This is a genomic window from Streptosporangium sp. G12 (assembly GCF_052983175.1).
The window spans coordinates 76,669-98,847 of record NZ_JBRIQO010000008.1; the positions used below are offsets into that span (position 1 = coordinate 76,669).

The 22,179-nt window shown below is 72.8% G+C and carries 19 protein-coding genes; 8 read left to right on the forward strand and 11 right to left on the reverse strand.

Going from position 1 to position 22,179, the window contains the following annotated elements:
- Window positions 1–22: 22 nt before the first annotated feature.
- The 6 genes from ACVCAG_RS14260 to ACVCAG_RS14285 all read right to left on the reverse strand — a co-directional run bounded on the left by ACVCAG_RS14260 (window position 23) and on the right by ACVCAG_RS14285 (window position 8,144).
- Window positions 23–1,528, reverse strand: a complete 1,506-nt coding sequence (locus ACVCAG_RS14260) for a cytochrome P450 (protein ID WP_440083559.1) — start codon at window positions 1,526–1,528, stop codon at window positions 23–25.
- Window positions 1,519–2,667 carry an alpha-hydroxy acid oxidase gene (locus ACVCAG_RS14265; RefSeq protein WP_447189920.1) on the reverse strand — a complete coding sequence of 383 codons (1,149 nt, stop codon included), beginning with the start codon at window positions 2,665–2,667 and terminating at the stop codon, window positions 1,519–1,521. The genes ACVCAG_RS14260 and ACVCAG_RS14265 overlap by 10 nt, the downstream gene beginning before the upstream one ends.
- A 20-nt stretch (window positions 2,668–2,687) precedes the next feature.
- Window positions 2,688–4,256 (reverse strand): NAD(P)-binding domain-containing protein, encoded by a 1,569-nt coding sequence (locus ACVCAG_RS14270; RefSeq protein ID WP_447189921.1) that lies wholly within the window; start codon window positions 4,254–4,256, stop codon window positions 2,688–2,690.
- 70 nt (window positions 4,257–4,326) lie between these two features.
- Window positions 4,327–5,892 (reverse strand): class I adenylate-forming enzyme family protein, encoded by a 1,566-nt coding sequence (locus ACVCAG_RS14275; protein ID WP_447189922.1) that lies wholly within the window; start codon window positions 5,890–5,892, stop codon window positions 4,327–4,329.
- 543 nt (window positions 5,893–6,435) lie between these two features.
- Window positions 6,436–7,104, reverse strand: coding sequence for a response regulator (locus ACVCAG_RS14280; RefSeq protein ID WP_440083563.1), 669 nt, complete (start codon window positions 7,102–7,104; stop codon window positions 6,436–6,438).
- Window positions 7,092–8,144, reverse strand: coding sequence for a histidine kinase (locus ACVCAG_RS14285; RefSeq protein ID WP_440083564.1), 1,053 nt, complete (start codon window positions 8,142–8,144; stop codon window positions 7,092–7,094). Before ACVCAG_RS14285 ends, ACVCAG_RS14280 begins: the two co-directional genes overlap by 13 nt.
- A gap of 131 nt (window positions 8,145–8,275) precedes the next feature.
- Between ACVCAG_RS14285 and ACVCAG_RS14290 the strand changes: the two genes are divergently transcribed.
- The 4 genes from ACVCAG_RS14290 (at window position 8,276) to ACVCAG_RS14305 (ending at window position 12,449) form a co-directional block, all read left to right on the forward strand.
- Complete coding sequence (locus ACVCAG_RS14290) at window positions 8,276–9,169, forward strand: ABC transporter ATP-binding protein (RefSeq protein WP_447189923.1); 894 nt, start codon at window positions 8,276–8,278, stop codon at window positions 9,167–9,169.
- Complete coding sequence (locus ACVCAG_RS14295; protein WP_447189924.1) at window positions 9,166–11,376, forward strand: alpha/beta fold hydrolase; 2,211 nt, start codon at window positions 9,166–9,168, stop codon at window positions 11,374–11,376. Before ACVCAG_RS14290 ends, ACVCAG_RS14295 begins: the two co-directional genes overlap by 4 nt.
- Window positions 11,377–11,475: 99 nt before the next feature.
- Window positions 11,476–11,802 (forward strand): lantibiotic dehydratase C-terminal domain-containing protein, encoded by a 327-nt coding sequence (locus ACVCAG_RS14300; RefSeq protein WP_440083567.1) that lies wholly within the window; start codon window positions 11,476–11,478, stop codon window positions 11,800–11,802.
- 5 nt (window positions 11,803–11,807) lie between these two features.
- The gene (locus ACVCAG_RS14305; RefSeq protein ID WP_440083568.1) at window positions 11,808–12,449 is read left to right on the forward strand and encodes a hypothetical protein; all 642 of its coding nucleotides are present in this window, start codon (window positions 11,808–11,810) and stop codon (window positions 12,447–12,449) included.
- A 217-nt stretch (window positions 12,450–12,666) separates the two neighbouring features.
- Here the strand turns inward: ACVCAG_RS14305 and ACVCAG_RS14310 are convergent, their stop codons facing one another.
- Window positions 12,667–13,266, reverse strand: coding sequence for a hypothetical protein (locus ACVCAG_RS14310; RefSeq protein ID WP_440083569.1), 600 nt, complete (start codon window positions 13,264–13,266; stop codon window positions 12,667–12,669).
- Between the two features lie 385 nt (window positions 13,267–13,651).
- Between ACVCAG_RS14310 and ACVCAG_RS14315 the strand changes: the two genes are divergently transcribed.
- The 3 genes from ACVCAG_RS14315 to ACVCAG_RS14325 are packed head-to-tail and all read left to right on the forward strand — an operon-like array spanning window position 13,652 to window position 17,278.
- Window positions 13,652–14,476 carry a carotenoid biosynthesis protein gene (locus ACVCAG_RS14315; protein WP_440083570.1) on the forward strand — a complete coding sequence of 275 codons (825 nt, stop codon included), beginning with the start codon at window positions 13,652–13,654 and terminating at the stop codon, window positions 14,474–14,476.
- Between the two features lie 34 nt (window positions 14,477–14,510).
- Window positions 14,511–16,004 (forward strand): phytoene desaturase family protein, encoded by a 1,494-nt coding sequence (locus ACVCAG_RS14320; protein ID WP_447189925.1) that lies wholly within the window; start codon window positions 14,511–14,513, stop codon window positions 16,002–16,004.
- Entirely contained in the window at window positions 16,001–17,278 is a 1,278-nt protein-coding gene (locus ACVCAG_RS14325) for a glycosyltransferase family 2 protein (protein WP_447189926.1), read from the forward strand. The genes ACVCAG_RS14320 and ACVCAG_RS14325 overlap by 4 nt, the downstream gene beginning before the upstream one ends.
- On the opposite strand, the gene ACVCAG_RS14330 is transcribed toward ACVCAG_RS14325, so the two are convergent.
- A complete protein-coding gene (locus tag ACVCAG_RS14330) occupies window positions 17,229–17,843 on the reverse strand; it encodes a glycerol-3-phosphate acyltransferase (RefSeq protein ID WP_447189927.1) in 615 nt (204 codons plus the stop codon). The two genes, ACVCAG_RS14325 and ACVCAG_RS14330, sit on opposite strands and share 50 nt — an antisense overlap.
- A 22-nt stretch (window positions 17,844–17,865) precedes the next feature.
- Between ACVCAG_RS14330 and ACVCAG_RS14335 the strand changes: the two genes are divergently transcribed.
- A complete protein-coding gene (locus ACVCAG_RS14335) occupies window positions 17,866–18,552 on the forward strand; it encodes a spheroidene monooxygenase (RefSeq protein ID WP_440083574.1) in 687 nt (228 codons plus the stop codon).
- A gap of 33 nt (window positions 18,553–18,585) precedes the next feature.
- Here the strand turns inward: ACVCAG_RS14335 and plsX are convergent, their stop codons facing one another.
- From plsX to crtI, 3 genes are read right to left on the reverse strand one after another with little or no spacing between them, the layout of a single operon-like run.
- Window positions 18,586–19,557, reverse strand: a complete 972-nt coding sequence (gene plsX, locus ACVCAG_RS14340; RefSeq protein WP_447189928.1) for a phosphate acyltransferase PlsX — start codon at window positions 19,555–19,557, stop codon at window positions 18,586–18,588.
- A 55-nt stretch (window positions 19,558–19,612) separates the two neighbouring features.
- Window positions 19,613–20,512, reverse strand: a complete 900-nt coding sequence (locus ACVCAG_RS14345; protein WP_440083576.1) for a squalene/phytoene synthase family protein — start codon at window positions 20,510–20,512, stop codon at window positions 19,613–19,615.
- Window positions 20,509–21,969 carry a phytoene desaturase family protein gene (crtI, locus tag ACVCAG_RS14350; protein ID WP_440083577.1) on the reverse strand — a complete coding sequence of 487 codons (1,461 nt, stop codon included), beginning with the start codon at window positions 21,967–21,969 and terminating at the stop codon, window positions 20,509–20,511. Before crtI ends, ACVCAG_RS14345 begins: the two co-directional genes overlap by 4 nt.
- Window positions 21,970–22,179: the final 210 nt, after the last annotated feature.

Here is a 22,179-nt window from a genome sequence, read left to right on the forward strand (position 1 = left end):
TCTCCGCTCGTGGTCCGGACGATCATCTGCTCTTCGCGGCGGCCGAACGGTCGGCCTCCGCGAAGTGGCGCTCACACAGCCGCTGCCTGCGCGCGTCCCAGACCATGTAGGTGCCGAGGACGAGCTGTACGAGGCTGCGCCAGACGTCCTCCCAGCGGTCGCGGAACCGCATGAACACCAGCGCCGCCCGATGGGCCGCCCCCTTGGGGACACCCCGCGGAACGAGCAGGCACGGTCCCCGGTTGGGCATCGACCGGGTGTGGGAGGCGGAGGAGTCGAGGGCGTACGCGCGCAGGACCTCCCGCGCCGCGACCCGCATGGTGATCGGCGCCAGCCTCCAGGCGGGGCAGGGGCGGTTGGCGGCGACGCCGAACGGGATGTGGTTGAGCTCCCGGACCGCGGGCCGGCCCGGGCGGGGACGGCCGGAGGCGGGGCAGCCGGGGGCCGGGCGATCAGAAGCGGGACCGTCCCGGCCTGAGCGGTCCGGCTCCGGACGGACCTGGCCCGAACGGTCCAGATGCGAGTAGTCCGCGTGCGAGCGGTCCGTGCCGAAACGGCCGGGATCGAAACGGTCGGGGTCGGGGAAGCCCTCGCGGTGGAAGGCGGGATAGTCGAAGCACAGCACCGAGCCGGCCGGGATCGTCGTGCGCTCGTCGAGGGGGATGTCGCCGGTGGTGATGCGGTGGGCGACACCGAAGAGCGGGTAGAGCCGCAGCGTCTCGGAGATGACGCGGTCGAGGTGGCGCTCGTCGCCCGCGAGCACCCCGGCCTGGGCGTCCGGGTGCTGGGCGAGGACCATCAGCAGGTGGGCCATGGCCTCCGACATCTGGACGACCGCGGTGTTGAAGAAGGCTCCCTGCAGATAGAGGGCCTGCTCCCGGGCCGACAACCCCGCCGGGAGCCGGTCCCGCACCCTGGGCAGCAGGCCGGAGAGGTGCCGGGTCAGCCGGTCGCGCCGGTCCATGTGCCGCAGCCCGCAGCACTTGAGCGCGGTGACGACGTCGTCCGCGTTGCCCACGATCAGGTCACGCGCCGCCGGCGGGCACGGCTCGCCGAAGACGAGCTCGTAGTAGAACTCCGCCCAGACCGGCATCATCAGGTCGCGCAGCCGGACCAGTCCCCCCGCGTCCCGCAGCGTCCGGGCGACGCAGCGGCGGGTGAGCTCCTCGGCCTCCACGCGCGGCACGGACAGGAAGCCGCGCGTGGCGCGGGCGACCGCGTCGTACCGCTCTCCCGCCTCGATGTGTTCCTGGTGCATCTCGGCACCGGGCGACAGCCAGTACCAGAACAGGTCCGACAGCGCGGCTCCCCTGCTCCGGCCGCCGGCCGCCGGGTGGGAGTAGATCTCCCTGAACCTCTCGACGCCGACCAGGTCTCCGGGGACGGTGATCCCCTCCTCCCCGTTGATCCGGGCGAAGACCCGCGTCCGCAACGCCACGATCCTGGCGGGGAGCCATCGGGGCAGGCTCAGCACAGTGGCGGCGGCGACCGCCACCGCCACCGCCCTGACCGGCGCGGTCACCGGCATGACCGTCGCACCATGCCCGGATCGAGATCGTGGACCGACGCGCAGCCGCACAGGGTGAGCGCGTGCTCGACCTCCGAGCGGAGCAGGTCGAGGACACGGGTCACGCCGCGCTCGCCGTCCGCGGCCAGCCCCCAGATCACCGGGCGGCCGACCGCGACCGCGGCGGCGCCCAGCGCCATCGCCTTCAGCACGTCGGTGCCGCGCCGGACGCCGCCGTCCATCAGCACCGGGACGGCCCCGCCGACGGCGGCCACGATCTCCGGCAGCAGGTCGACGGCGGCCGGGACCGTGTCGAGCTGGCGGCCTCCGTGGTTGGACACCAGCAACCCCGAGACGCCGTGGTCGAGCGCCAGGCGCGCGTCGGCGGGATGCGCGACGCCCTTGAGGACGATCGGGAGCGCCGTCATCTCCCGGAGCAGGTCGATGTGCTCCCAGGAGATCTCCGGCGACATGACGATCGGCCGCACCCGCCCGCCGTCGCGCAGGTTCTCGCAGGCCATGCCCTCGGGCAGGTCCTGGAGGCCGTGGTGCCGCTCCCGGTCCCGCAGGCCGTGGGCCGGTGAGTCCACCGTGACGATCAGCGCCCGGCACCCGGCCGCCTCGGCGCGCCGCACGAGCGTCTCGGTGAAGGCCATGTCCGGCTGGACGTAGAACTGGAACCACAGGGTGGCCCCGGGCGCCGCCGCGGCCACGTCCCCGACGGCGACGGTGGAGGCCATGCTCACGATCATGATCGTCCCGGCGGTGGCCGCCGCCCGCGCGGTGGCCCGCTCGCCCTCGGGGTCGGCGAGCCGGTGGAACGCGGTCGGCGCCACCAGCACGGGCATGGCCGCCCGGCCGCCGGGCAGGGTGACGTCGGTCCGGGGTCTCCCTGCGCCGCGCAGCACCCGCGGCAGCAGGGAGAGCCTTCCGAACGCGGCCTCGTTGGCCCGTACGGTGACCTCGTCCCCGGCCCCGCCGGCGAAGTAGTCGTAGTACTCCGGGGCGAGGCGCGCGCGGGCCGCGGCCTCGAACTCGCGGAGGGTACGCGGGGCCGCCGGGGCCGCCCGTGTCCTCGCGTCCGCCACATGCGGGGGGCGCTCACCCGCCCCCTGCGCCGTTCTCGCGTCCGCCACGTGCGGGGGGCGCTCACCCGCCACGCACGGCGTTCTCGCGTCCGTCACGCCGGGACCGAGGCGACCTGGCGGGCGAAGAACGCGCGGAGCGGTTCCACGTGGGTCTCCCGGGAGGTCCATTCGTTCTCCAGGTTCTCGGTGACGTGGTGGACGGCCGTCGGCGCGCCGGCCCGGTGGTACCGCACCACCGGGTGCAGGTAGTGGCCCTCGGCGGCGCGCTCGGCGTCGTTCTGCCGGATCCGGCCCACCCCGATGTCGAACGGGTCGACCTGGTCGTGCTCCGGCCCGTACTCCAGCGTGATCGTGAAGTGGCCGCCGTCGCCGATCGGCGGTCCCTCCAGGTCGACCGGCAGCTCCTCCAGATAGCGCGCCCCGCCGTGGCCGTCGAGGACGACGACGTCGCCCAGCAACCCGAACTGCTGCCACAGCGCCGAGCTGCGGTTGACCCGTTCGAGCACCGCCGCCGCGAGCGCCTCCGGATCGGCCGGGAGCTCGTAACCGGGCCACCCGGCACCGTGGTACCTGTTCTCCAGGATGCGGTGCAGCGCCCGGGTGCCGTACCGGAAGCCGTGGATGAACCCGCTGGTGCCGCGCTTGAAGTCGCGGGACTGCGTCACGGTCCCGGCGAAGTAGAGATCGGGCACGTTCACCGACTCGTAGGCGGGGGTGAGCGCGGGGAACCTGTCGTTGATCGTCAGCTCCGGGCGGCACTCGTCGGAGAAGATCGAGGCGTCGATCCGGAAGCCCGCGCAGACGATGACCCTGTCGTACGGGATGTCCTTGGTGACCTCGTCGGCGCGGACGAAGCTCACCGTCACCAGGTACGAGCCGTCGGCCTGGCGCTCGATCCGCTTGACGTCGCCGTCCAGCACCGCGTTCTGGGACTTGAGCTGGTAGGTGTCGAGGAAGTTGTTGTTGACCGCGCGCAGGTGCCCGACGAAGTGGGTGCGCCACGCCAGCCGGATGGAGTTCGGCCCGGCGACGTGGATCACCGCGGCCGTCGCGACCAGGCTGTCGGCCGTCTCGAACGCCGAGTTGCCCTTGCCGATGACGAGCACCCGCTGGTTCACGTAGTCGGACGGGTCGGTGGAGACGGTGCCGTAGGGTTCGGCCGTCTCGATGCCCGGTATGGACGGGATGTTGGGCCGGCTGACCCCGGTCGCGACGACCAGCCGCCTGGCCTCGTGGGTCCGGCCTCGCTCGTCGGTCACCAGGAAGTGGCCCGTGCCGGAGGCGCGGGTGACCTGGGAGACGCGGGCGTCGTAGGTGACGCGCAGGTCGCAGGCCGCGGCGAAGTCGGCGAGGTAGCGGACCATGTCGTCGGCTTCGGGGAAGTAGCGGTCGCTGTAGCGGGTGAACAGCAGGCCGGGATCGTCCGACAGCAGCGAGTTCCAGTCCATCCGGAGGTTGAGTTCCGGGTCGTCCGACCCGGTGTACCTCTTGTTGATCGAGATGAGCTGTCGGTGGCGCGGGAAGGTCCGGAAGAAGGTGCCCGGCGCGGGGCCCGCCTCCAGGATCAGGTAGCTCCGTCCCGCCTTGCCGAGGAAGTACCCCAGCTGCAGCCCCGCGGGGCCGGCACCGATCACCACGTAGTCCAGCGCATTGTCCGGCACGTACACCTCCGTCACAGCGATCCGGTCGAACGGACGTCCCCAGTGTTGGCGGGGAATTCTCAGAGAACGATCAGAGAGCCCGCGGGTCGAGCAGTTCCAGCAGCGCGCGCTTGTCGGGCTTGCCGCTCGCGGCGACCGGGACGGAGGGCAGCACCGTGATCGTCCAGGGGACGCTGCCCTCACCGAGTTCGTCGCCCACCAGCGCGGCCAGGGCATCGCAGTCCGGAACCGCGCCCTCGGCCGGTACGACGAACGCGTGGACGGCCTCTCCCGTCAGCTCGTCCGGGGCCCCGGCCACGTACGCCTCGGCGACGTCGGGATGGCCGCTCAGCACCCGCTCGACGGCTCCCGCGTACACCACTATCGCGTTGACGATGATCACGTCGCGGGTCCGGCCGGCGAGGTGCAGGAAACCCTCCTTGTCCAGGTGGCCGAGGTCCCGGGTGCGCAGCCGGCCGTCCCGCAGGGTGGCGCGGGTCTCCTCCGGATCCCCCCAGTAACCCGACATCAGGTACGGGCTGCGCACGTGGATCTCACCGGTGTCCCCCACGGCCACCTCGCGGTCCTCCTCGTCGCGCACGCTGATCTCGACGCCCGAGTTCGGCCGCCCGACCGAAGCCAGGGCCTGGTCCGGGAACGCGGCGATGTCCCCGGGGGTGAGCAACGAGATCAGGCCCACCTCGGTCTGCCCGTACCCCTGGTAGACCACGGGACCGAGCCTGTTCACAGCCTCCGCCAGACGCCCCGGACCGAGCGGCGACCCGGAGACCATCAGCGCGCGCAGGCAGCCGACGTCGACCGGCTCCTTCCTGAGCAGGTCGAGCATCTGGCACAACCGCGGCACGGTCACGATGGAGCCGGTGATCCGGTGACGCTCGATCGCGTACGGGAACAGGGGCCGCCCGTCGTCCTCGGGGATCACCGCGGTGCCGCCGCCCAGCAGGCACAGCCCCAGGAACTCTATGACCACCATGCTGGCCAGGGTGCCGAACAGCATGTAGCGCCCGAAGGCCGAGGCGAGCTCGTCCGTGACCGGGGACCACAGGCGGGGTTGCCACGACCAGTGCTCGCCGAGCGCGCGATAGGTGATCGCGCAGCCTTTGGGGCGGCCGGTGCTGCCGCTGGTGAAGGTCAGGGCGGCCACGTCGTCCGGACGGGCCGCGACGACGAGGGGCTGGCCCTCGCCGGTGCCGGTGTCGGCGAGCAGGTCGATCGCCGACGCCGGCAGCGGCGGGGGACACGGCCCGAGCGACAGCAGCGTGACGGGGCCGGCGGCCCGGAGCAGTTCCGGCGTCACGGTGGACCGGTCGACGAGGAGGGCGTCGACCTCCATCCCGAGCACGTGGGCGAGATGCCCCTCCGGGTAGCCGGGCCGGACGCCCACGACCCGGCAGCCCAGCGCGTGGGCGGCCATGTGGGCGGCGAACGCCTCGGGGGAGACGGCCGTGCGGACGGCGACGGCCCGGCCGGGGCCCAGCCCGGCGTCGAGCATCGCCCCCGCCAGCCGCCGGATCGTCTCCAGCAGCTCACCTCGCGAGACGATCCTGTCTCCCTGCTCGAAGGCCGGGTCGTCGGGCGAGCTCCGCAGCGCTTCGAGAAGGGAGTGCGGGAACGGCGGCTCGGCGGGACCACTCATGGTTCGGCTCCTCTGGTTTCACGCGGGTCGGCGCGGCGTCTTCGCGGTTCCGGATCTCTTCGGGGTCTTTCCCTGGTCTCTTCCGAGGCGTTTCCGGGTCCCTGCGGCGGGCTTCTGGACTCGTCTGAAGCGGTGTGCCGTCGTATAACCGGTATGTCGCTCACCACGAAGCTAGACAGCGCAGATCAGAGAATCATCAGAGCTCCCGCCCGGGATGGGGACCGACCGCGGGAAGGCCATCCGGGCTCCGGAGAGCGACCATGGACGTACCACCGGAACACCGAGGGGAGCACGACGTGAAGGTGATCGGTGCGGGCTTCGGCCGGACGGGCCCTTTCCCCGGGTCAACGAACGCGCGGCGTTCCGGCGCGGAAGATTCGGCAGGCGGCTGCGCCTGATACTCCTCGGGCGCTGAGCCTGCGGCTCCCCCACCGGACCGGGAGGAGTAGGCCTCGTCGGCGGCCACCGCGGCAGGGCGGGTGCGCGGGCGGCTGACCGGCGGCCGGACCTTGACACGAGCCGGGACGGCGCGAAGTACAGGCCCTAAGACGGGTTCGGAGACATGGGGCCCGCCTGAAGGTAGGCGAGGACGGCCATGACGCGGCGGTTGTGGTCGTCAGAGGGCGGGAGGCCGAGCTTGGCGAAGATGTTGTTGGTGTGCTTGCCGATCGTCTTGTCCGTGACCCCGAAGCGGGTCGCCATCGCCAGGTTGGACAGGCCCTCCGCCATCAGGGCGAGGACCTCGTGCTCCCTGGTGGTCAGCTCCGCCAGGGGTTCGTCCCTCGAGCGGCGGGTCAGGAGCTGGGAGATCACCTCCGAGTCCATGGCGGTGCCGCCGCCGGCGACCCGGCGGACCGCCTCGACGAACTCCGCCACGTCGCCGATGCGGTCCTTCAGGAGGTACCCGATGCCGCCCGACCGGTCGGAGAGGAGTTCGCGGGCATAGAGCTGCTCGACGTACTGCGACAGGATCAGCACAGGAAGCCCTGGCCGGCGCTGCCGGGCCTCCAGGGCGGCGCGCAGGCCCTCATCGGTGAAGGTGGGCGGGAGCCGTACGTCGATGACGGCCACGTCGGGGCTCTGCTCCACCAGGGCGGCCAGGAGCATGGGGCCGTTGTCCACCGCCTCGACGACCTCGAAGCCGTGCGCCGACAGCAGCCGGATCAGGCCGTCGCGCAGCAGGACAAGATCCTCGGCGATCACAACCCGCACGGCAGCTCCATGGTGAGGACGGTAGGGCCACCCGGCGGGCTCCACACGGCCAGCGTGCCGTCGAAGGCGGACAGGCGCTGCGCGATCCCACGCAGTCCGGTGCCCGCCGCCGGATCCGCGCCGCCGTGCCCGTCGTCGCCGACGACCAGGCGGAGGCCGTCGCGGGTGTGGCTCAGCCGTACCCAGGCACGGGTGGCGTGGCTGTGCTTGGTGACGTTGGACATGGCCTCGGCGGTGGCGAAGTAGAGCGCGGACTCGACCGGCGGCTCGGGGCGGCCGGTCAGGGCGAGGTCCGTCGCGACCGGGACGGGGCAGAGCAGGACGGCCGCTTCGATCGCGCCCGTCAGGCCGCGGTCGGCGAGCACGGGCGGGTGGATGCCGCGCACCAGGTCGCGCAGGTCGGCAAGCGCCTGACCGGCCGACTCCCATGCCTCCTCGATGAGCTCGCGGGCCTGCTCGGGGTCGCCGGCGTTCCTGGCCAGGCCGAGGCTCATCCGTACGGAGATGAGCCTGGCCTGCGCGCCGTCGTGCAGGTCGCGCTCGATCCGGCGTAGCTCGGCCGCCCGCGCGTCGACGGCGGCGGCCCTGGAGACGGTCAGCTCTCGCACCCGCTGCGCCAGCGGGCCGCCGTCGCCGAGGAGTAGTTCGGCGAGCCGGGCCTCGGCCAGTCCCATGAGAGCGGCGATGATCAAGGCGAGTGCCGAGAGGGTGAGCAGCGCCAGGCTGAGCGTGAAGGTCACGCTGGGACCGTTGACGGCGGGCCGCAGGGAGAAGATGACGCCCACCGTGTTCACCACGGCGGCCACCGCCATCAGCAGGGCCGGGCCGACGACGGTGTTGATCGCCAGCCAGGCCAGGACACGCGGCCCGGACCCACCCGCGGGGACGGCCCGGCCCAGCGCCGCTCCCGCCCACGCTCGTTGCAGTGAGATGAGAGCCCTGCGGATGTCCGGCACCCAGGCAAGAACCACCGCCACGCCCATGATCGCGTTCAGCGGCACCCCGGCCGCTGCGATCAACCCCCTCCTGACTCCGCTCACCCCGCCAGTCTGCCCTCTGATCATCCGTCACACGGTAGGCCCAGCCCCACCTTCCGGGGTGGGAAATCCCGCCTCACGTGGTGGGCGTGGGCCGATGGAGGACGCGGGCACACCGCGGCGAGGCTGGATCCGTGATCGAAGTCAACGACCTCACCGTCAGGTACGGCGACGCCATCGCGGTGGACGGGCTCACCTTCGCCGCGAAACCGAGCCGGGTGACCGGCTTTCTCGGCCCCAACGGCGCCGGGAAGTCCACCACGATGCGAGCCATCCTCGGCCTGGAGGCCCCCCAGGCCGGCACCGCCCTGGTCGCCGGGCGGCCCTACGCCTCGCTCAAGCGCCCCCTGCTGACACTGGGGGCGCTGCTGGATGCGGGAGCCGTACACGGTGGCCGCACCGCACGGGCGCACGTGGCGTGCGTGGCGCGCAGCAACGGCATCGGCCTGGCCCGCGTGGACGAAGTGCTCGACCGGGCGGGGCTGACGTCCGTGGCGGGCAAGCGGATCGCGAAGTTCTCTCTGGGGATGAAGCAGCGGCTCGGGATCGCGGTGGCGCTGCTGGGCGACCCGGAGGCGCTGATGTTCGACGAACCGGTCAACGGGCTGGACCCGGAGGGCGTGCGGTGGATCCGCGAGCTGATGCGCACGCTGGCCGCGGAGGGCCGGGCGGTGCTCGTCTCCAGCCACCTGATGGCGGAGATGGCCATGACCGCCGACCACGTCGTGGTGATGGGGCGCGGCCGGTTGATCGCCGACACGGCCATGGCGGCGCTCGCCGAGCGGTACCGCCGCGACGTGCTCGTCCGCGCCGCCGACCCGGCGGCGCTGGCGCTGGTCCTGCGGGCCAACGGGGGCGTCGTGCGGGCCGAGAACGGGCTGGCGGTGACCGGACTGGAGGCCAGGCGCATCGGTGAGCTGGCCTTCGCCCACGGCATCACGCTGTACGAGCTCACACCGCGCGAGGCCTCCCTGGAGGAGGCGTTCATGGAGCTGACCGGCGACAGCAGGGAGTACGTGGCACGATGACGGACGCGATCGCGGCGGAGTTCCTGAAGTTCAGGACGCTACGCACCAACCTCTACCTGCTGGTCTCCTCGCTGGCCACGGTAGGCCTCAGCGCGGGCGTGGCCTTTCTGGTCACGCGCGGCTTCGACAACCAGCAGGGGGCGGACCTGCGGCGCTTTGACGGCTTGGGCGACGGGCTGGACACCGGGCTGCCCTTCGCCTACCTCGTGATCGGCGCGCTCGGCGCGCTGTCCGTCACCACCGAGTACGGCACGGGCCACATCAGCACCAGTCTGACAGCCGTCCCGGCCCGCCACACCTTCCTCCTCGCGAAGATCCCGGTCCTGGTGGCCGTGAGCCTGGTCGCGGGGCAGGTGCTGGTCTTCGGCATGCACGCCGCCACCATGGCCGTCCTCGGCACCAGGGCGGACACGGTCCTGCTGGGCGGGGAGACGCTTGGCGCCTCCCTGTCCGAGCCCGGCGTCCTGGCGGGGCTGCTGATCACCGGTGCCTCGATGCCGCTGGTCGCGCTCATCGGGCTCGGACTGGGCACGGCGATCCGTTCCACGGCGGGCACCCTGGTCACGCTGACGGCCTTACTGGTGATCCTGCCCGTCGCCGCGCAGACCCTGCCGCGTCCGCTCGGCCACCGGATCGGCGCGCACCTCATCGGGGCGCTGCCCGCCCAGATCGCGGCCGAGGGCCTGCTCACCCCGACCTCCGCGGGCGCGTTGCTGGCCGCCTACACCGTGGCCGCCCTGGCCGCCGCGACGGTCGCCGTCGCGCCGCGCGGACGCCGCGTCCGGCCGCTGCTGGCCGGTTCGTTCGCCACCGTCGTCCTGGTGGGTGCCACGTCCGTGTCCGCCGCCGTCCCTCCCGCTTCCACCTTGGCGTGGAAGCCCTGCGGCAAGATGCTCTGCGGTGAGATCCGCGTTCCGGTCGACTGGGCCGAACCCCAGGGCCGTACGATCACGCTCCCCCTCGCGATGCTGCCGCACACCGGCAGGCGCCACCGCGTCGGCGTGCTGTTCTCCATCCCCGGCGGGCCCGGCGGGTCGGGAGTGCAGGACCTCGAGCGGCACGCGGGCAGCTTCGCCCAGATCCGGGACAGCTTCGACGTCGTCAGCCTCCTTCCGCGCAACGGCATCGAGTTGGGCGTCCTCGACCAGGACTGCCTCACCACCGGACCGTGGATCACCAGACCGGACAGCGAGCGCGACTGGGGCGCGCTGGCCCGCTCGAACCGGGCGGCCGCCGAAGCCTGCCGAGCCGCCGACCCTGAGCTGTTCGCTCACCTCGACTCCGCCTCGTTCGCGCGCGACATCGACGCGATCCGCGCGGCGATGGGCGAGCGACGATTCACCTTCATGGCCACCTCCTACGGCGGCGTCCCCGGAATCGCCTACGCCCGGCTCTTCCCCAGCCGGGTACGAGCGATGTACCTGGACGGAAGCGTCAACACGCTCCGGGACAAGATCGAGCAGGATCGAGCACGGTACACCCTCATGGAGGCACAGTTCGCCCGCTTCTCCCAGTGGTGCGCGAACGACTCCGCCTGCGCACTGCATGGACGCGACGTCGGCACCGCCTGGGATCACCTCATCTCCGCGGCCGACCGCTCTCCTGTGTCCGCCGAGAAGGGAGTCGCCTACAGCGGCTTCGACATCACCGTGGCCGCCATGCCCGACCTCGTCACGCCCGGTGAGGACAACGCCCGGTGGAAGGAACTGGCCCAGGCGATCAGGCGGGCGGGAAAGGGAGACGCCACCGGATTTTCCGACTACGTCAAGGCGGGAACGCTGGGCAGCTTGAAGCCGCCCTCGCCCGTCGGGATGAACATGACCCATTGCCTGGACGGAATCCGCTATCGCGACTACGCCGAATACCGCCGCTTGCGGGCCCTGGGCGACCGGATCGCGCCGCATCTGTCCGGTTCCGAGCTGTGGCACCCCCTGGGCTGCGTGGGCTGGCCGGAACCGGTCCGCAACCCCGCCGCTCCTCTCCCCGTGGACCGGTTGCCGCCGTTCGTCGGCGCGGGAACGTGGACCGACTACGCGGACACCGCCGACCTCGCCCTCCGGGTACCGGGGTCGGGCACGATCCGCTTCGAAGGGCCTGGGCACGGGCTGTACCACACGGGTGACCCGTGCACGATCGCATACGCCAACCGGTACTTCATCGACCTCCGCGTGCCGCCCAGGGACACCGCCTGTCGCGCGGAGAGTTGATCCGTCGTACGGCCTGCTGTTCCGCTCCGGGCCGCTCCGGGCCGCTCCGGGCCGCTCCGGCCCGCGTCGGCGAGGGGAGCGTTCGCGGCGTCGGCGCTGGTGACCTCGACCGGTCCGGCCACCGGACGGCACCTGCGGCTGTACGTACGCCTGCCTGCTTCCGACCGGTACGGACAGGCCGCCGCCGCCAGGGTCGCCGAGTGGGCCACAGGCCTGCGCGGGCAAGGCCTGGTGCCGGACATCGAGCTCGACACCTACCACCCGGAAACCGGCCGCTACGGTCACGGTGCGGCGATGGTAAACGTCATCCGATTTCCCCGGCGGGCACGCCGACCTTGGCATCGCCCACGGCATCAGCGGGCCTTTCGCCCTGCTCATCCAAGCCCTGCGCCGAGACGTCGCCGTGGACGGGCACCGAAGAAATGAGTAACGTGACGGCCGTGCCCCGAACCTCTCTTCTGGCCGCCGCCGTCACGGTGTCGGTCTGCCTTGCGAATGCCTCAGTGGCAAGCGCAGCTTCATCGTCGCCGACCCAGACGTCGATGGGTGCTACTCACGCGTCGATATCAGCCAAACCGGGCCTGCTACAGGGGCCGCAAACCCTGATCACGTCCAAGCAGACGGCCATCAATAAGACCAAAACCCTGCTGACGACATTCTTCACCGATCAGCAGCTGTCCAAAATCCTGGACGCGATGGCGGAAGACATCTACGCCAACAAACCTTTTAAAGAGTCCTTCGGCACTCTCATCGCCCCGAACACTCTCACCCCAAGTCAAATGGTGATCATATCGACCTCCGGGGTTCCGCTGACAAAGGCCCTCACAGTCCTTCAGCGCAGGTTCGAACCATATTACAATAATATGAGCAAGAAGATTATCGCAATGAAAAGTAGTCGGAAGACGAAAGCCGACTGCTTCAATCAGGTTTACGTGATGACGGCCGAATATCTCATCAAAGCCAATATCGCCCCGGTTCTGACCGAGATCAGAAGCAGTCTGACGTCAAAAGAGTGGCAGTCCATGAGAACTCATGGCGCAGCACTATTTCTTTGGAGTAAGTACGGGTTGTAGGGCCGCCTGGTCTGCGCCGGCCGAAGTGGCGATCATCCAGGCGCGCCGGAGGAGTCGGCGAGGCGGTTCGGTGCTCCATGGAGCGGCCGAGCCGCTCAAGCGACCTCGTCGCTGATCCACACCTACGGCGTTCCTGGACCCGCATACCCCCCACCCACCGCGCCAGGGCGCTCCGCGGGCCGTCAACGCCGGAGACCTCGTGGCCACGCCCTGGTCGTTACTGGCCGCCCTGGGCATCCTGCGCGCCCTGGGCGCCCTGGGCGCCCTGGCCGTCCTGGCGGGTGATCGAGCCGTTGCCCGGGCGGGTGACGACCTTCCCGGTGAGCCCGCGCAGGACGACGTCGCCGTTGCGGCTGTGGACGGTGACGTCGATGCCCGCCGGGACGACGAAGGCGTAGTCGGTACGGTCCCGCGGGGTGTCTCGGATCGTCGTGCAGACGAACCCCTCGTCGCACAGGAGACCGACGGCGAGGGACCCGCCTCCCGACGACTCGCCGCGCGGGGCGTCCCCGTGGTGGCGTCGCGTCACGCGGACGTCGGTGACGTCGGCGCCGACGATCTCCACGTTCCCGTGGTCGGTGTCCACGGAGAGGCTGCGGATCCCGGGATAGACGGTCTGCTCGGGCGCGTTCGCGGCGTTCCCCACGGAGAACGCCACCATCAGTACCAGCGCCAGCGCGATCGGGGCCGCGGCGAGGACCCACGCCCACGAGCCGAAACCGCGCACCGCACCCACCGCACCCGCCGCCCCCTGCCCGAAGCCGTGGAGCGTCTCGTGGTCGTTCCACTCGGAGGTCGTGGAGCGTGTCGTGCGCATGCTGGGTCGTCCTTTCAACCGGGCGCAGGAGGCGGATCGAGGTGGTGAGAGGTTTGTACAGCACCGGGCATGCACGGCCCTTGCAGGGTGATTACACGTCACGATGTGCGGACGCCTGGGACGAGACCGGGACAGCCTGTCGGGGCGAAGGCGGGGAAACCCTGCCGACATGAGGACCGGGGAGCACCGTCCACACCGCACTCGCACTCGCGTTCGCACTCGCGTTCGCACTCGCACTCGCACTCGCACTCGCACTCGCACTCGCACTCGCACTCGCACTCGCACTCGCCGGAGATCGTCACCTCGAAGTGAAAGATCGTGACCTCAAAGTGAATCTGACCGCATCCGGCCGATCGAATGACCGTCCATGGGGCACAGTCACCAGATGAGCAGCGGACGGCCCGTGCGCGGGGCGGTGCGGGAGCCGCCTTCGCCGGTGAGACCGCGAGCGCGCGTGGCGAGCGTGCTCGGCGCGGCGCTGCTGGCCGCGATGGTCGTCGCGCAGGTCGCCTCGGGACTGCAGCCCCGGCCGATCGTGCTGACCAGCGTGGTCGTCCTGCTGCTGGCGGCGAGCGCGCTGGCCTTCGCCTGCGCGACCCACTCCCCCGCCAGGGCCGTCTCGGCGTTCGCGGCCGTGGTCGCGACCGGGTACGCCGCCGAGTGGGTCGGGATCAGGACGGGCCTGCCGTTCGGCGACTACCACTACACCGGCGTGCTGTGGCCCGCGCCCGGCGGGGTGCCGGTGATCGTGGCGCTGGCGTGGGGCGGCATGGGGCTGGCGGCCCACGCGGCGGCCGCCGCCGTCGCGCCGGGGTCCAGGGCGGCGCGGATCGTCACGGGGGCGCTGGCCCTCACCGCCTGGGACCTGTTCCTGGACCCGCAGATGATCCGGCTGGGCCTGTGGGTCTGGCACGAGCCCGGCCCCTACCGGGACGTTCCCCTCAGCAACTTCGCGGGCTGGCTCGTCGTCTCCCTGCTGGTGATGACCCTGCTGGAACGCGTACTGGCCGGGCCCGCCGCGTGGAGCGCCGGGCTGGTGTCGATCTACACGGTGATGGCGGTCATGGAGACCATCGGCTTCGCGGCCGTCTTCGTCCCGCGGGACCCGCTGGTGGCCACGGCCGGAGGGCTCTCGATGGGACTGTTCACCCTGCTCGCCTGGCGGCGTGGACGCCGGAGACGGCCGCTGCCCGGGGCGGGCCCGGCGTGATGTCGACGGCCGCACCCATCGGAAGGAAACGCGGATGCCCGAGGTAACGGTGATAGGCGGCGGCGTCGGGGGCATGGTCTCCGCGCTGTTGCTGGCCCGGCAGGGGCACCGGGTGCGCCTGTACGAGCGGCTCCCCCGGCTGGGCGGCAAGCTCGCCGAGCACACCAGGGACGGTTTCACCTTCTCCGTCGGCCCCTCCCTGCTGACCCTGCCCGCCGTCTTCACCGGCCTCGGGCTGGAACTCGACCTGGTGGAACTCGACGAGCTGTGCCGCTACCGCTTCGCGGACGGCTCGACACTGGCGGCGTACCGCGACCCGGCGCGGACGGCCGCCGAGGTCGACCGGCTCGCCCCCGGCGAGGGCCGCGCCTGGCTGGCCTTCCTCGACTGGGCGCGGAACTGTTTCGACGCGTCGCGCCGCACCTTCTTCACCGGCCCGCTCACCCGGCCGCCCGCCGAGGCCCGCCTGTCGGACCTGCTGGCGGTGGCGCCGGGCCGGACCCTCGACGGGCTGGCCCGCCGCTTCTTCACCGACCCGCGCCTGCGCCAGTACGTCGGCCGCTACGCCACCTACGCGGGCTCCAGCCCGTACCGCGCCCCGGCCGCGCTGGGGTGCGTCCCGGCGATCGAGCACGGCGAGGGCGGCTGGTACGTCCCCGGAGGGTTGCCCCGCATCGCCGACGCCCTGGCCCTGATGCTGGAGAAGGCGGGGGTGGAGGTCATCCTTGGCGCGGAGGTGACCCAGGTGCTCGCCGACACCGAGCGGGTCAACGGGGTGCGGCTCGCCTCGGGGGAACGCGACCGCGCCGACGTCGTGGTCGCCAACACCGACGCGGCGGCGCTGTACGGGCGGCTGCTGCCCGACCGGCGGCGGCTGCGGCGCATCGCCGGGCTCGGCACCTCCTCCTCGGCGTTCCTGCTGCTGGCCGGGGTGGAGGGCAGGACCGAGGGGCTGGGCCACCACTCGATCGTCTTCTCCGGCGACTACGAGCGGGAGTTCGACGACATCTTCCGGCGGCGCAGGCCTCCGGAGGACCCGACCGTCTACATCGGCTGCTCGGTCGTGGACGACCCGTCGCAGGCCCCGCCGGGCACGGAGAACTGGGTCATGCTGGTCAACGTCCCGTCCCGCGACCCCGGCCGGTGGCCGATGTCCCCGGAGGCGTACCGCGACCTGGTGCTCGACCGCCTGGCCTCCAGAGGGCACGACCTGTCGGGGCGGCTGCGCTTCGTGGACCTGTTCACCCCCGCCGACCTGCGCGACCGGTACGGCGCGTGGGGCGGCTCGATCTACGGCGGCGCCTACTCGGGCAGGCTCGCGCCCTTCCGCCGCCCCGGCAACCGGGGTCCCCGGCACGGCCTGTACCTGGTGGGCGGTTCCGCGCATCCCGGCGGCGGGCTGCCGCTGGTCGCGATGGGCGCCCGCATCGTCGCCTCGCTCGTACGGGAGGACTTCCCCGCCGGCTCCCCCCGCGCGGCCGGCGGCCGGGGCCGCGGGACCGGAGCCGTCCCGGCCGGAGAGGCATGAAGATGAGGCTCCTGACCGCGCTGCAGGCCGCCGCCGCGCTGGCCGTGGCGGTGAGGCTGGCCCGGGGGCGGCGTCGCCGGCCCGCGCTGGCCTCCGTACGGACGGCGTCGCCGCGCGTGTCCGTGGTGATCCCCGCCCGCGACGAGGAGGCCCGCCTCGGCCCGTGCCTGTCGGCGGTGCTCGCCGATCCGGACGTCGCGGAGGTCATCGTCGTCGACGACGAGTCGCGTGACGGCACGGCACGGCTGGCGGCCGGGCTCGGCGCGAAGGTCGTCACGGGGGCGCCGCTCCCCGACGGCTGGGTGGGCAAGCAGTGGGCGCTGCGGCAGGGCGTCGAGGCGGCGGAGGGTGACGTCGTGGTTACCCTGGACGCGGACGCCCGGCCCGCGCCGGGACTGTTCGGCGCGCTCGCGGCGGCCCTGGGGGAATACGACCTGGTGAGCGCGGGACCCCGGTTCGTGTGCGACGGGTCGGTCGAGCAGGCGCTGCACGCCTCGTTCCTGGCGACGCTGGTCTACCGCTTCGGCCCGATCGGGCCGGCCACTCCCCCGGCCCCGCACCGGGCGATGGCCAACGGCCAGTGCACGGCCTTCCGCCGCACGGCGATGCTGGACGCCCGCGGGTTCGCGCGGGTACGCGGGAACATGGCCGACGACGTGGCGCTGGCCAGGGTCCTGGCGGCGGACGGCTGGGCGGTGGGGTTCCTGGACGCCGGGGGCCTGCTGGAGGTCGACATGCACGACTCGGCCGCCGGGGTGTGGCGGGAGTGGGGGCGGTCGCTGTCGCTGCGCGACGCCACCGCGCCGGGCTGGCAGGCCGCCGACCTGGCCGTGGTCTGGCTGGCCGCCGCGCTGCCCGTGCTGCGGCTGGTGGCCGGCCGTCCCACCCGGCTCGACCTGGGCCTGCTGGCCGTGCGGCTGCTGCTGGCCGGCGCGCTGCGCGGCAGCTACACGCGGCCGGGGCCGGGCGTGCTGCTCTCCCCGCTGCTGGACCCGCTGGCGGCCCTGCGGCTGACGCAGGCCACCCTCCGCCCGGTGCGCAACTGGCGGGGCCGCGTCTATCCCGCCGCCACGATGGTCTCCCACCCCGGCTCCGGCATGACGGGCGCGCGGTCAGGCCGGGGCACGACGGGCACCCGCTCCGGCGGGGCCGCGACGGACGACCGGCCGGGATCCGGCACCCTGCCTGGACCGGACGCGCGGCCGGGACCGGAGACGGCACCGGTCACGACGGGCGGCTGGTCCGCGCCGCCTGACCGAAGCGCAGCCCGATGAGGCACATGAGCAGGCCGGTCCCGGCCACGTACACGACCGGCGCGAAGAGCAGCTGGAACAGCGGGATGCCGAAGACGCCGACGCGCGCCCCGATCGCGAAGGACCGCGTCACCACGGCGACCACGACCAGGGCGGCCACCCCGAGCAGGAAACCCGGTGGGCAGATGACGGCGAAGCCGCCGACGAAGGCGAGGACCGACCGGCCGCCCGCGAACCCGGCGAAGACCGGCCAGGCGTGCCCGGCCATGGCGGCGGCCACCGCGAGATACACCGGCAGCACGCTGTCACCGCTCACCCCGCCGGGCCAGGTGAGGTGCGCGCCGCCGGCCCACAGGCCGAGCAGCCCCGCGAGCGTGCCCTTGAGCGTGTCGCCCGCGAAGACCGGCACGGCGGCCCGCCAGCCGAGCCGCCGCCGGACATTCCAGAAGCCGGGGTTGCGGTCGCCGACCTCGCGGGGGTCGAACCCGTGCGCGCGGGCGACCAGCACGGCGACCGGCACGGATCCGAGAAGGTAGCCGCCGATGACCGAGACGAGCAGGGGAACCATCGCTTCCTTCCATCTCACGAAATATGTGGATATGGGGGCTATGCGGTATATGGCGTTCGACCGGCCGGTGCTGGGAAGCACGCCGGGACTGAGGTTCTGGCGGCTGCTCGGCTCCGGCCGCGGGGCCTCGATGAGCGTGGGCGCGGACCTGCGCCGCTGGGCCCTGCTGGCGGTGTGGCGCGACGAGCGGGACCTGGACCGCTTCCTGGGCGACTCCCCGGTGGCGGAGCGCTGGCGAAGTGAGGCTCGGGAGTCCTGGCAGGTACGGCTGGCTCCCCTCGCCTCGCGTGGCCGCTGGAACGGGGTGGACCCGTTCGGCCCTCTCCCCACGAGCCCGTCCGGCCTTCTTCCCGGGAGCGCGCGGGGACCCGATCCCGGCGATCCCGGCGGCCCAGGCGGCCCCGTCGCCGTGCTGACCCGCGCGTCGATCCGGCCCTCCCGCCTGGTGGCGTTCTACCGCTCGGTCCCCGGGGTGGACCGCCTCCTGGCGGAGCAGGACGGCTGCCTGGCCTCGGTCGGCGTCGGCGAGTGGCCGCTGGCCAGGCAGGGCACGTTCTCGCTGTGGCGCGACGCCGCCGCGGTGCGGGACTTCGCGCACCGGGGACGGGAGCACCGGCGGGTGATCGGCAGGACGCGCGCGGAGGACTGGTACTCCGAGGAGCTGTTCGCCCGGTTCTCCCCGTACGCCAGCGAGGGCACCTGGGACGGCGCCGACCCGCTGGCCTGACCCGGCCCGCTCCGCCCGGCCGCCCGTTCCCGCTCAACGGGCGGGTTCCGCGGCGAGGTGTTCCCCGAAGCGGGTGACGACCCCGCCCTCGGCGAGGTCGTGCGCCACCGCGCAGGCGCGGGCGATCGTCGCCGCCCGCGAGGAGCCGTGCGCGACCACGACGGTGCCGCTCAGCCCGAGCAGCGCCGCCCCGCCGTGGGTCTCGGGGTCGTAGCGGCGGGCCACCTCCCGCAGCTCCTCGGCCCCGGCGACACCGGACCGCGCCACCAGCGTCAGCGCGGCCCGCACGGAGCCCTCGACGTTCTTGAGCACCACGTTGCCGGTGAAGCCGTCGGTGACGATCACGTCCACGGTGCCCGCGAGCACGTCGTGGCCCTCCACGTTGCCGTGGAAGCGGAACGGCAGGCCGGGAAGCAGCTCGCCGGCCCTGCGCGTCAGCCGGTTGCCCTTGCCCGGTTCCGAGCCGATCGACAGCAGGCCCACCGACGGGTCGGCGACGCCGAGCACGAGCTGGGCGTAGGAGACGCCGAGCAGCGCGAACTGGGCGATCATCTCCGGGGTGGGGTCGGAGGTCGCCCCCGCGTCGATCAGCACGGTGGCGCCGCCGGTGACCGAGGGCAGCGCGATGGCCAGGGCCGGCCGCAGGACATCCGTGGCGCGGCCGATGCCGCGGATGGCGCACGAGACGACCGCGCCGGTGGATCCGGCCGACACGAACGCCGACGCCGCTCCGCGCCGTACGAGATCGCAGCCGACCGTCAGGCTGGTCGTGGCGGAGGAGACCGCCCCCGCGCCCCGCTCGGCCATCGGGACGACGTCCTCGGCGTGCACCACATCGATCTCGGAGACGGCGCCGTGGCGGTCGAGCTCGGCACGGATGTCCGCCGCCCTGCCGACCAGCAGCACGGGGATCCCCAGCTCGCGCCGGGCCGCCACCGCTCCGGCGACCGTCTCGACCGGTCCGTGGTCTCCGCCCATCGCGTCGACGACCACAGGTTCCGACATCACGCCCTCCTGACGACGGTGTTGGAGGCCCCCGCGACCGCTCCAGCAGGCCTGTTCACGGGATCTCGGCGATCAGGCGGCGCTCGGCGCGGTCGGCCGCGGACGCCGCGAGCAGGTGCCGCGCGAAGATCGCCAGTCTTCGCCGCCGGGGCACGACGACCCTCGCGCCGAGGACGTCGTGGCCGGCGGTTTCGATCCGGTCGAGGATGCCGCCGTACAGCTGGAAGGCCGCGCGGATGCACGGCCGGGAGGAGGGGGTCAGCATGTCGAACCCCTCCTCGGCCCGCGCGTAGTGGTCCCTGGCCCGCCGGGTCTGGAAGGCCAGCAGCTCGCGCAGGGCCGGGGTGGGGACGCCGCGCCCCAGATCGGCCACCGTCACCCCGAACCTGTCCAGGTCCTCCATCGGAAGGTAGACCCGGCCGCGTTCCAGGTCCTCGGCGACGTCGCGCAGGAAGTTGGTCAGCTGGAAGGCCAGCCCCAGCTGGCGGGCCGGTTCTCGGGCCTTGTCCTCCATGCCGGGCAGCGGTTCGAGGACGGGCAGCATCATGGTGCCGATCACCGCGGCCGAGCCCTCCATGTAGACGAGCAGGTCGTCGTAGGTCGCGTAGCGGGTGACGGTCAGGTCGGTCCGCATCGAGTACAGGAACGCGTCGATGTCGCCGTGGTCGACGCCGAAGGAACGCACGGTCTGCGCGAACGCGGGGAGCACCGGGTCGTCGGTGCTCCCGCCCGCCAGGACGACGGCCAGCCGGGAGGACAGGCCGTCGAGCGCCCGCGCCCTGTCGCCGGTCATCGTGAAGGAGTCCACGATCTCGTCGGCGTAGCGCGCGAAGCCGTACAGGGCGTGCACGTGCGGGCGCTTCCAGGCGGGCAGCAGCAGGGTCGCCAGGTAGTAGGAACGGCCGTGGCGGGCGTTGAGCCTGCGGCACAGTTCGTAACTCGCGGTGAGGGTCATCGGGGGGTCTCCAGTACGCGTTCCGCGGCGAGCCGGCCGGAGATCAGCACCGGGGGCACCCCCACTCCCGGCGCGGTGTACATTCCGGCGAAGTGCAGCCCCGGGACTCGCCTGGCCGCGCCCGCGGGCCGGAACCAGGCCGTCTGGGTGAAGCGGTGGTCCAGGGCGAACGGGGTGCCCGCCGAGTGGCCGAGCCGCGCCCAGGCGGGCGGGTCGAGGGTGAGCCTCGGCGCGGAGGACAGGTCGCCGTAACCGAGGTCGGCCAGCCTGCCGAGCAGGCGGTCCTCCAACCGCGGGGTGAGCCGGTCCCAGTCGGCGCCGCCGCGCAGGTTGGCCGTGGGCTCCAGCACGGTGAGGGTGGCGTGACCACGCGGCGCGGCGCCGGTGTCGGACTCGGGGTAGGTGACCAGCAGGTTCGGGTCGGGCTGCGGCCGCCCGGCCCGCAGCGCGGCGAAGGTGGCGTCCCACTCCCTGCCGAAGTGCAGGGTGTGGTGCGCCTGCCCGGCCAGGCGACGGTCGAGGCCGAAGTGCAGGACCAGGCAGGAGGGCGAGTAGCGGGGGCGGCGGAGCCGCCAGTCGCCCGCGCCCTTGGGCAGCAGCCCGGTGTGGGCGCGGGACAGGTCGCAGGCGACCACGACGTTCCCCGCGGCCAGGCGCTCCCCGGTGTCGAGCCTGACCCCGGAGACGCCGGAGGACCCGGCCTCCACCTTGACGGCGCGCACGCCGTACCGGATGCGCGCGCCCGCCTTCTCGGCCAGCGCGGCCAGGGCGCGCGGGATGGCGTGCATCCCGCCCTCGCGCGGGAAGAAGACGCCCCCGACGGTGTCCATGTGGGCGATGACCGCGTAGATGCCGAGCGCCTGCCGGGGCGGCAGGCCCACGTACAGGGCCTGGAAGGTGTGCGCCTTGACCAGCCGGTGGTCGGTGAGGTGGCTCTTGACGAGGGAGTCCAGGCTGCGGAAGCCGCCCAGCGCCGCGATACGGGCCAGGACGCGCGGCCGGGCGAGGTCACGCAGCCGTGTCATGTCACGGTCGATGAAGGCGGGCCACTCCGCGTCGAACAGCTCGCCGAGCCTGGCGCGGAAACGCCGGTACCTCTCGGCCTCCGCGGCACCGCTCAGCGCGCGCACCTGTTCGGCCATGGCGTCCTCGCCGGCCACCACGTCCAGGTGGGAGCCGTCGTGGTAGCGCAGCCGGTAGTACGGGTCCAGCCGCCGCAGCGGGAGCATGCTCTGCATGTCCTCCCCCGCGGCGGCGAAGACGTCGGCCAGGACCTCCGGCATGGTCAGCACCGAGGGGCCGGTGTCGAAGCGGTAGTCGCCGAGGGTGGCCGTGCCGCAGCAGCCGCCCGGCACGTCGTTCGCCTCCACGATCGTGACGTCCCGCCCGGCGGCGGCCAGCCGGACCGCGGCGGCCAGCCCGCCGAGACCGGCGCCGATCACCACCGCCTGGCTCACGCGCTCCTCCTCGTCGCCGAGTCTCCGCGACCGGCCGGCGAGGTCGCCTCCCGCCCGGCAGGGGGGTCGATCCGCTCACCGGGCCGATCGGTCTCACACGTGACGGCGGCCATGGGCATCACTCCTTAACGTCCACGAAGGACTTCGCAAGCGAGACCGCGTTCGGATGCGTCTGGCCGGCGGCAGGCGTACGGCCATGACCCGATGGCG

Excerpts from the sequence above, each read along its gene's own strand:
- ACVCAG_RS14260 (WP_440083559.1), bottom strand. The coding sequence starts at position 1,528 with ATGCCGGTGACCGCGCCGGTCAGGGCGGTGGCGGTGGCGGTCGCCGCC.
- ACVCAG_RS14275 (WP_447189922.1), bottom strand. The coding sequence starts at position 5,892 with ATGAGTGGTCCCGCCGAGCCGCCGTTCCCGCACTCCCTTCTCGAAGCG.
- ACVCAG_RS14295 (WP_447189924.1), top strand. The coding sequence starts at position 9,166 with ATGACGGACGCGATCGCGGCGGAGTTCCTGAAGTTCAGGACGCTACGC.
- ACVCAG_RS14310 (WP_440083569.1), bottom strand. The coding sequence starts at position 13,266 with ATGCGCACGACACGCTCCACGACCTCCGAGTGGAACGACCACGAGACG.
- ACVCAG_RS14315 (WP_440083570.1), top strand. The coding sequence starts at position 13,652 with ATGAGCAGCGGACGGCCCGTGCGCGGGGCGGTGCGGGAGCCGCCTTCG.
- ACVCAG_RS14320 (WP_447189925.1), top strand. The coding sequence starts at position 14,511 with ATGCCCGAGGTAACGGTGATAGGCGGCGGCGTCGGGGGCATGGTCTCC.
- ACVCAG_RS14325 (WP_447189926.1), top strand. The coding sequence starts at position 16,001 with ATGAAGATGAGGCTCCTGACCGCGCTGCAGGCCGCCGCCGCGCTGGCC.
- ACVCAG_RS14335 (WP_440083574.1), top strand. The coding sequence starts at position 17,866 with ATGCGGTATATGGCGTTCGACCGGCCGGTGCTGGGAAGCACGCCGGGA.
- plsX (WP_447189928.1), bottom strand. The coding sequence starts at position 19,557 with ATGTCGGAACCTGTGGTCGTCGACGCGATGGGCGGAGACCACGGACCG.
- ACVCAG_RS14345 (WP_440083576.1), bottom strand. The coding sequence starts at position 20,512 with ATGACCCTCACCGCGAGTTACGAACTGTGCCGCAGGCTCAACGCCCGC.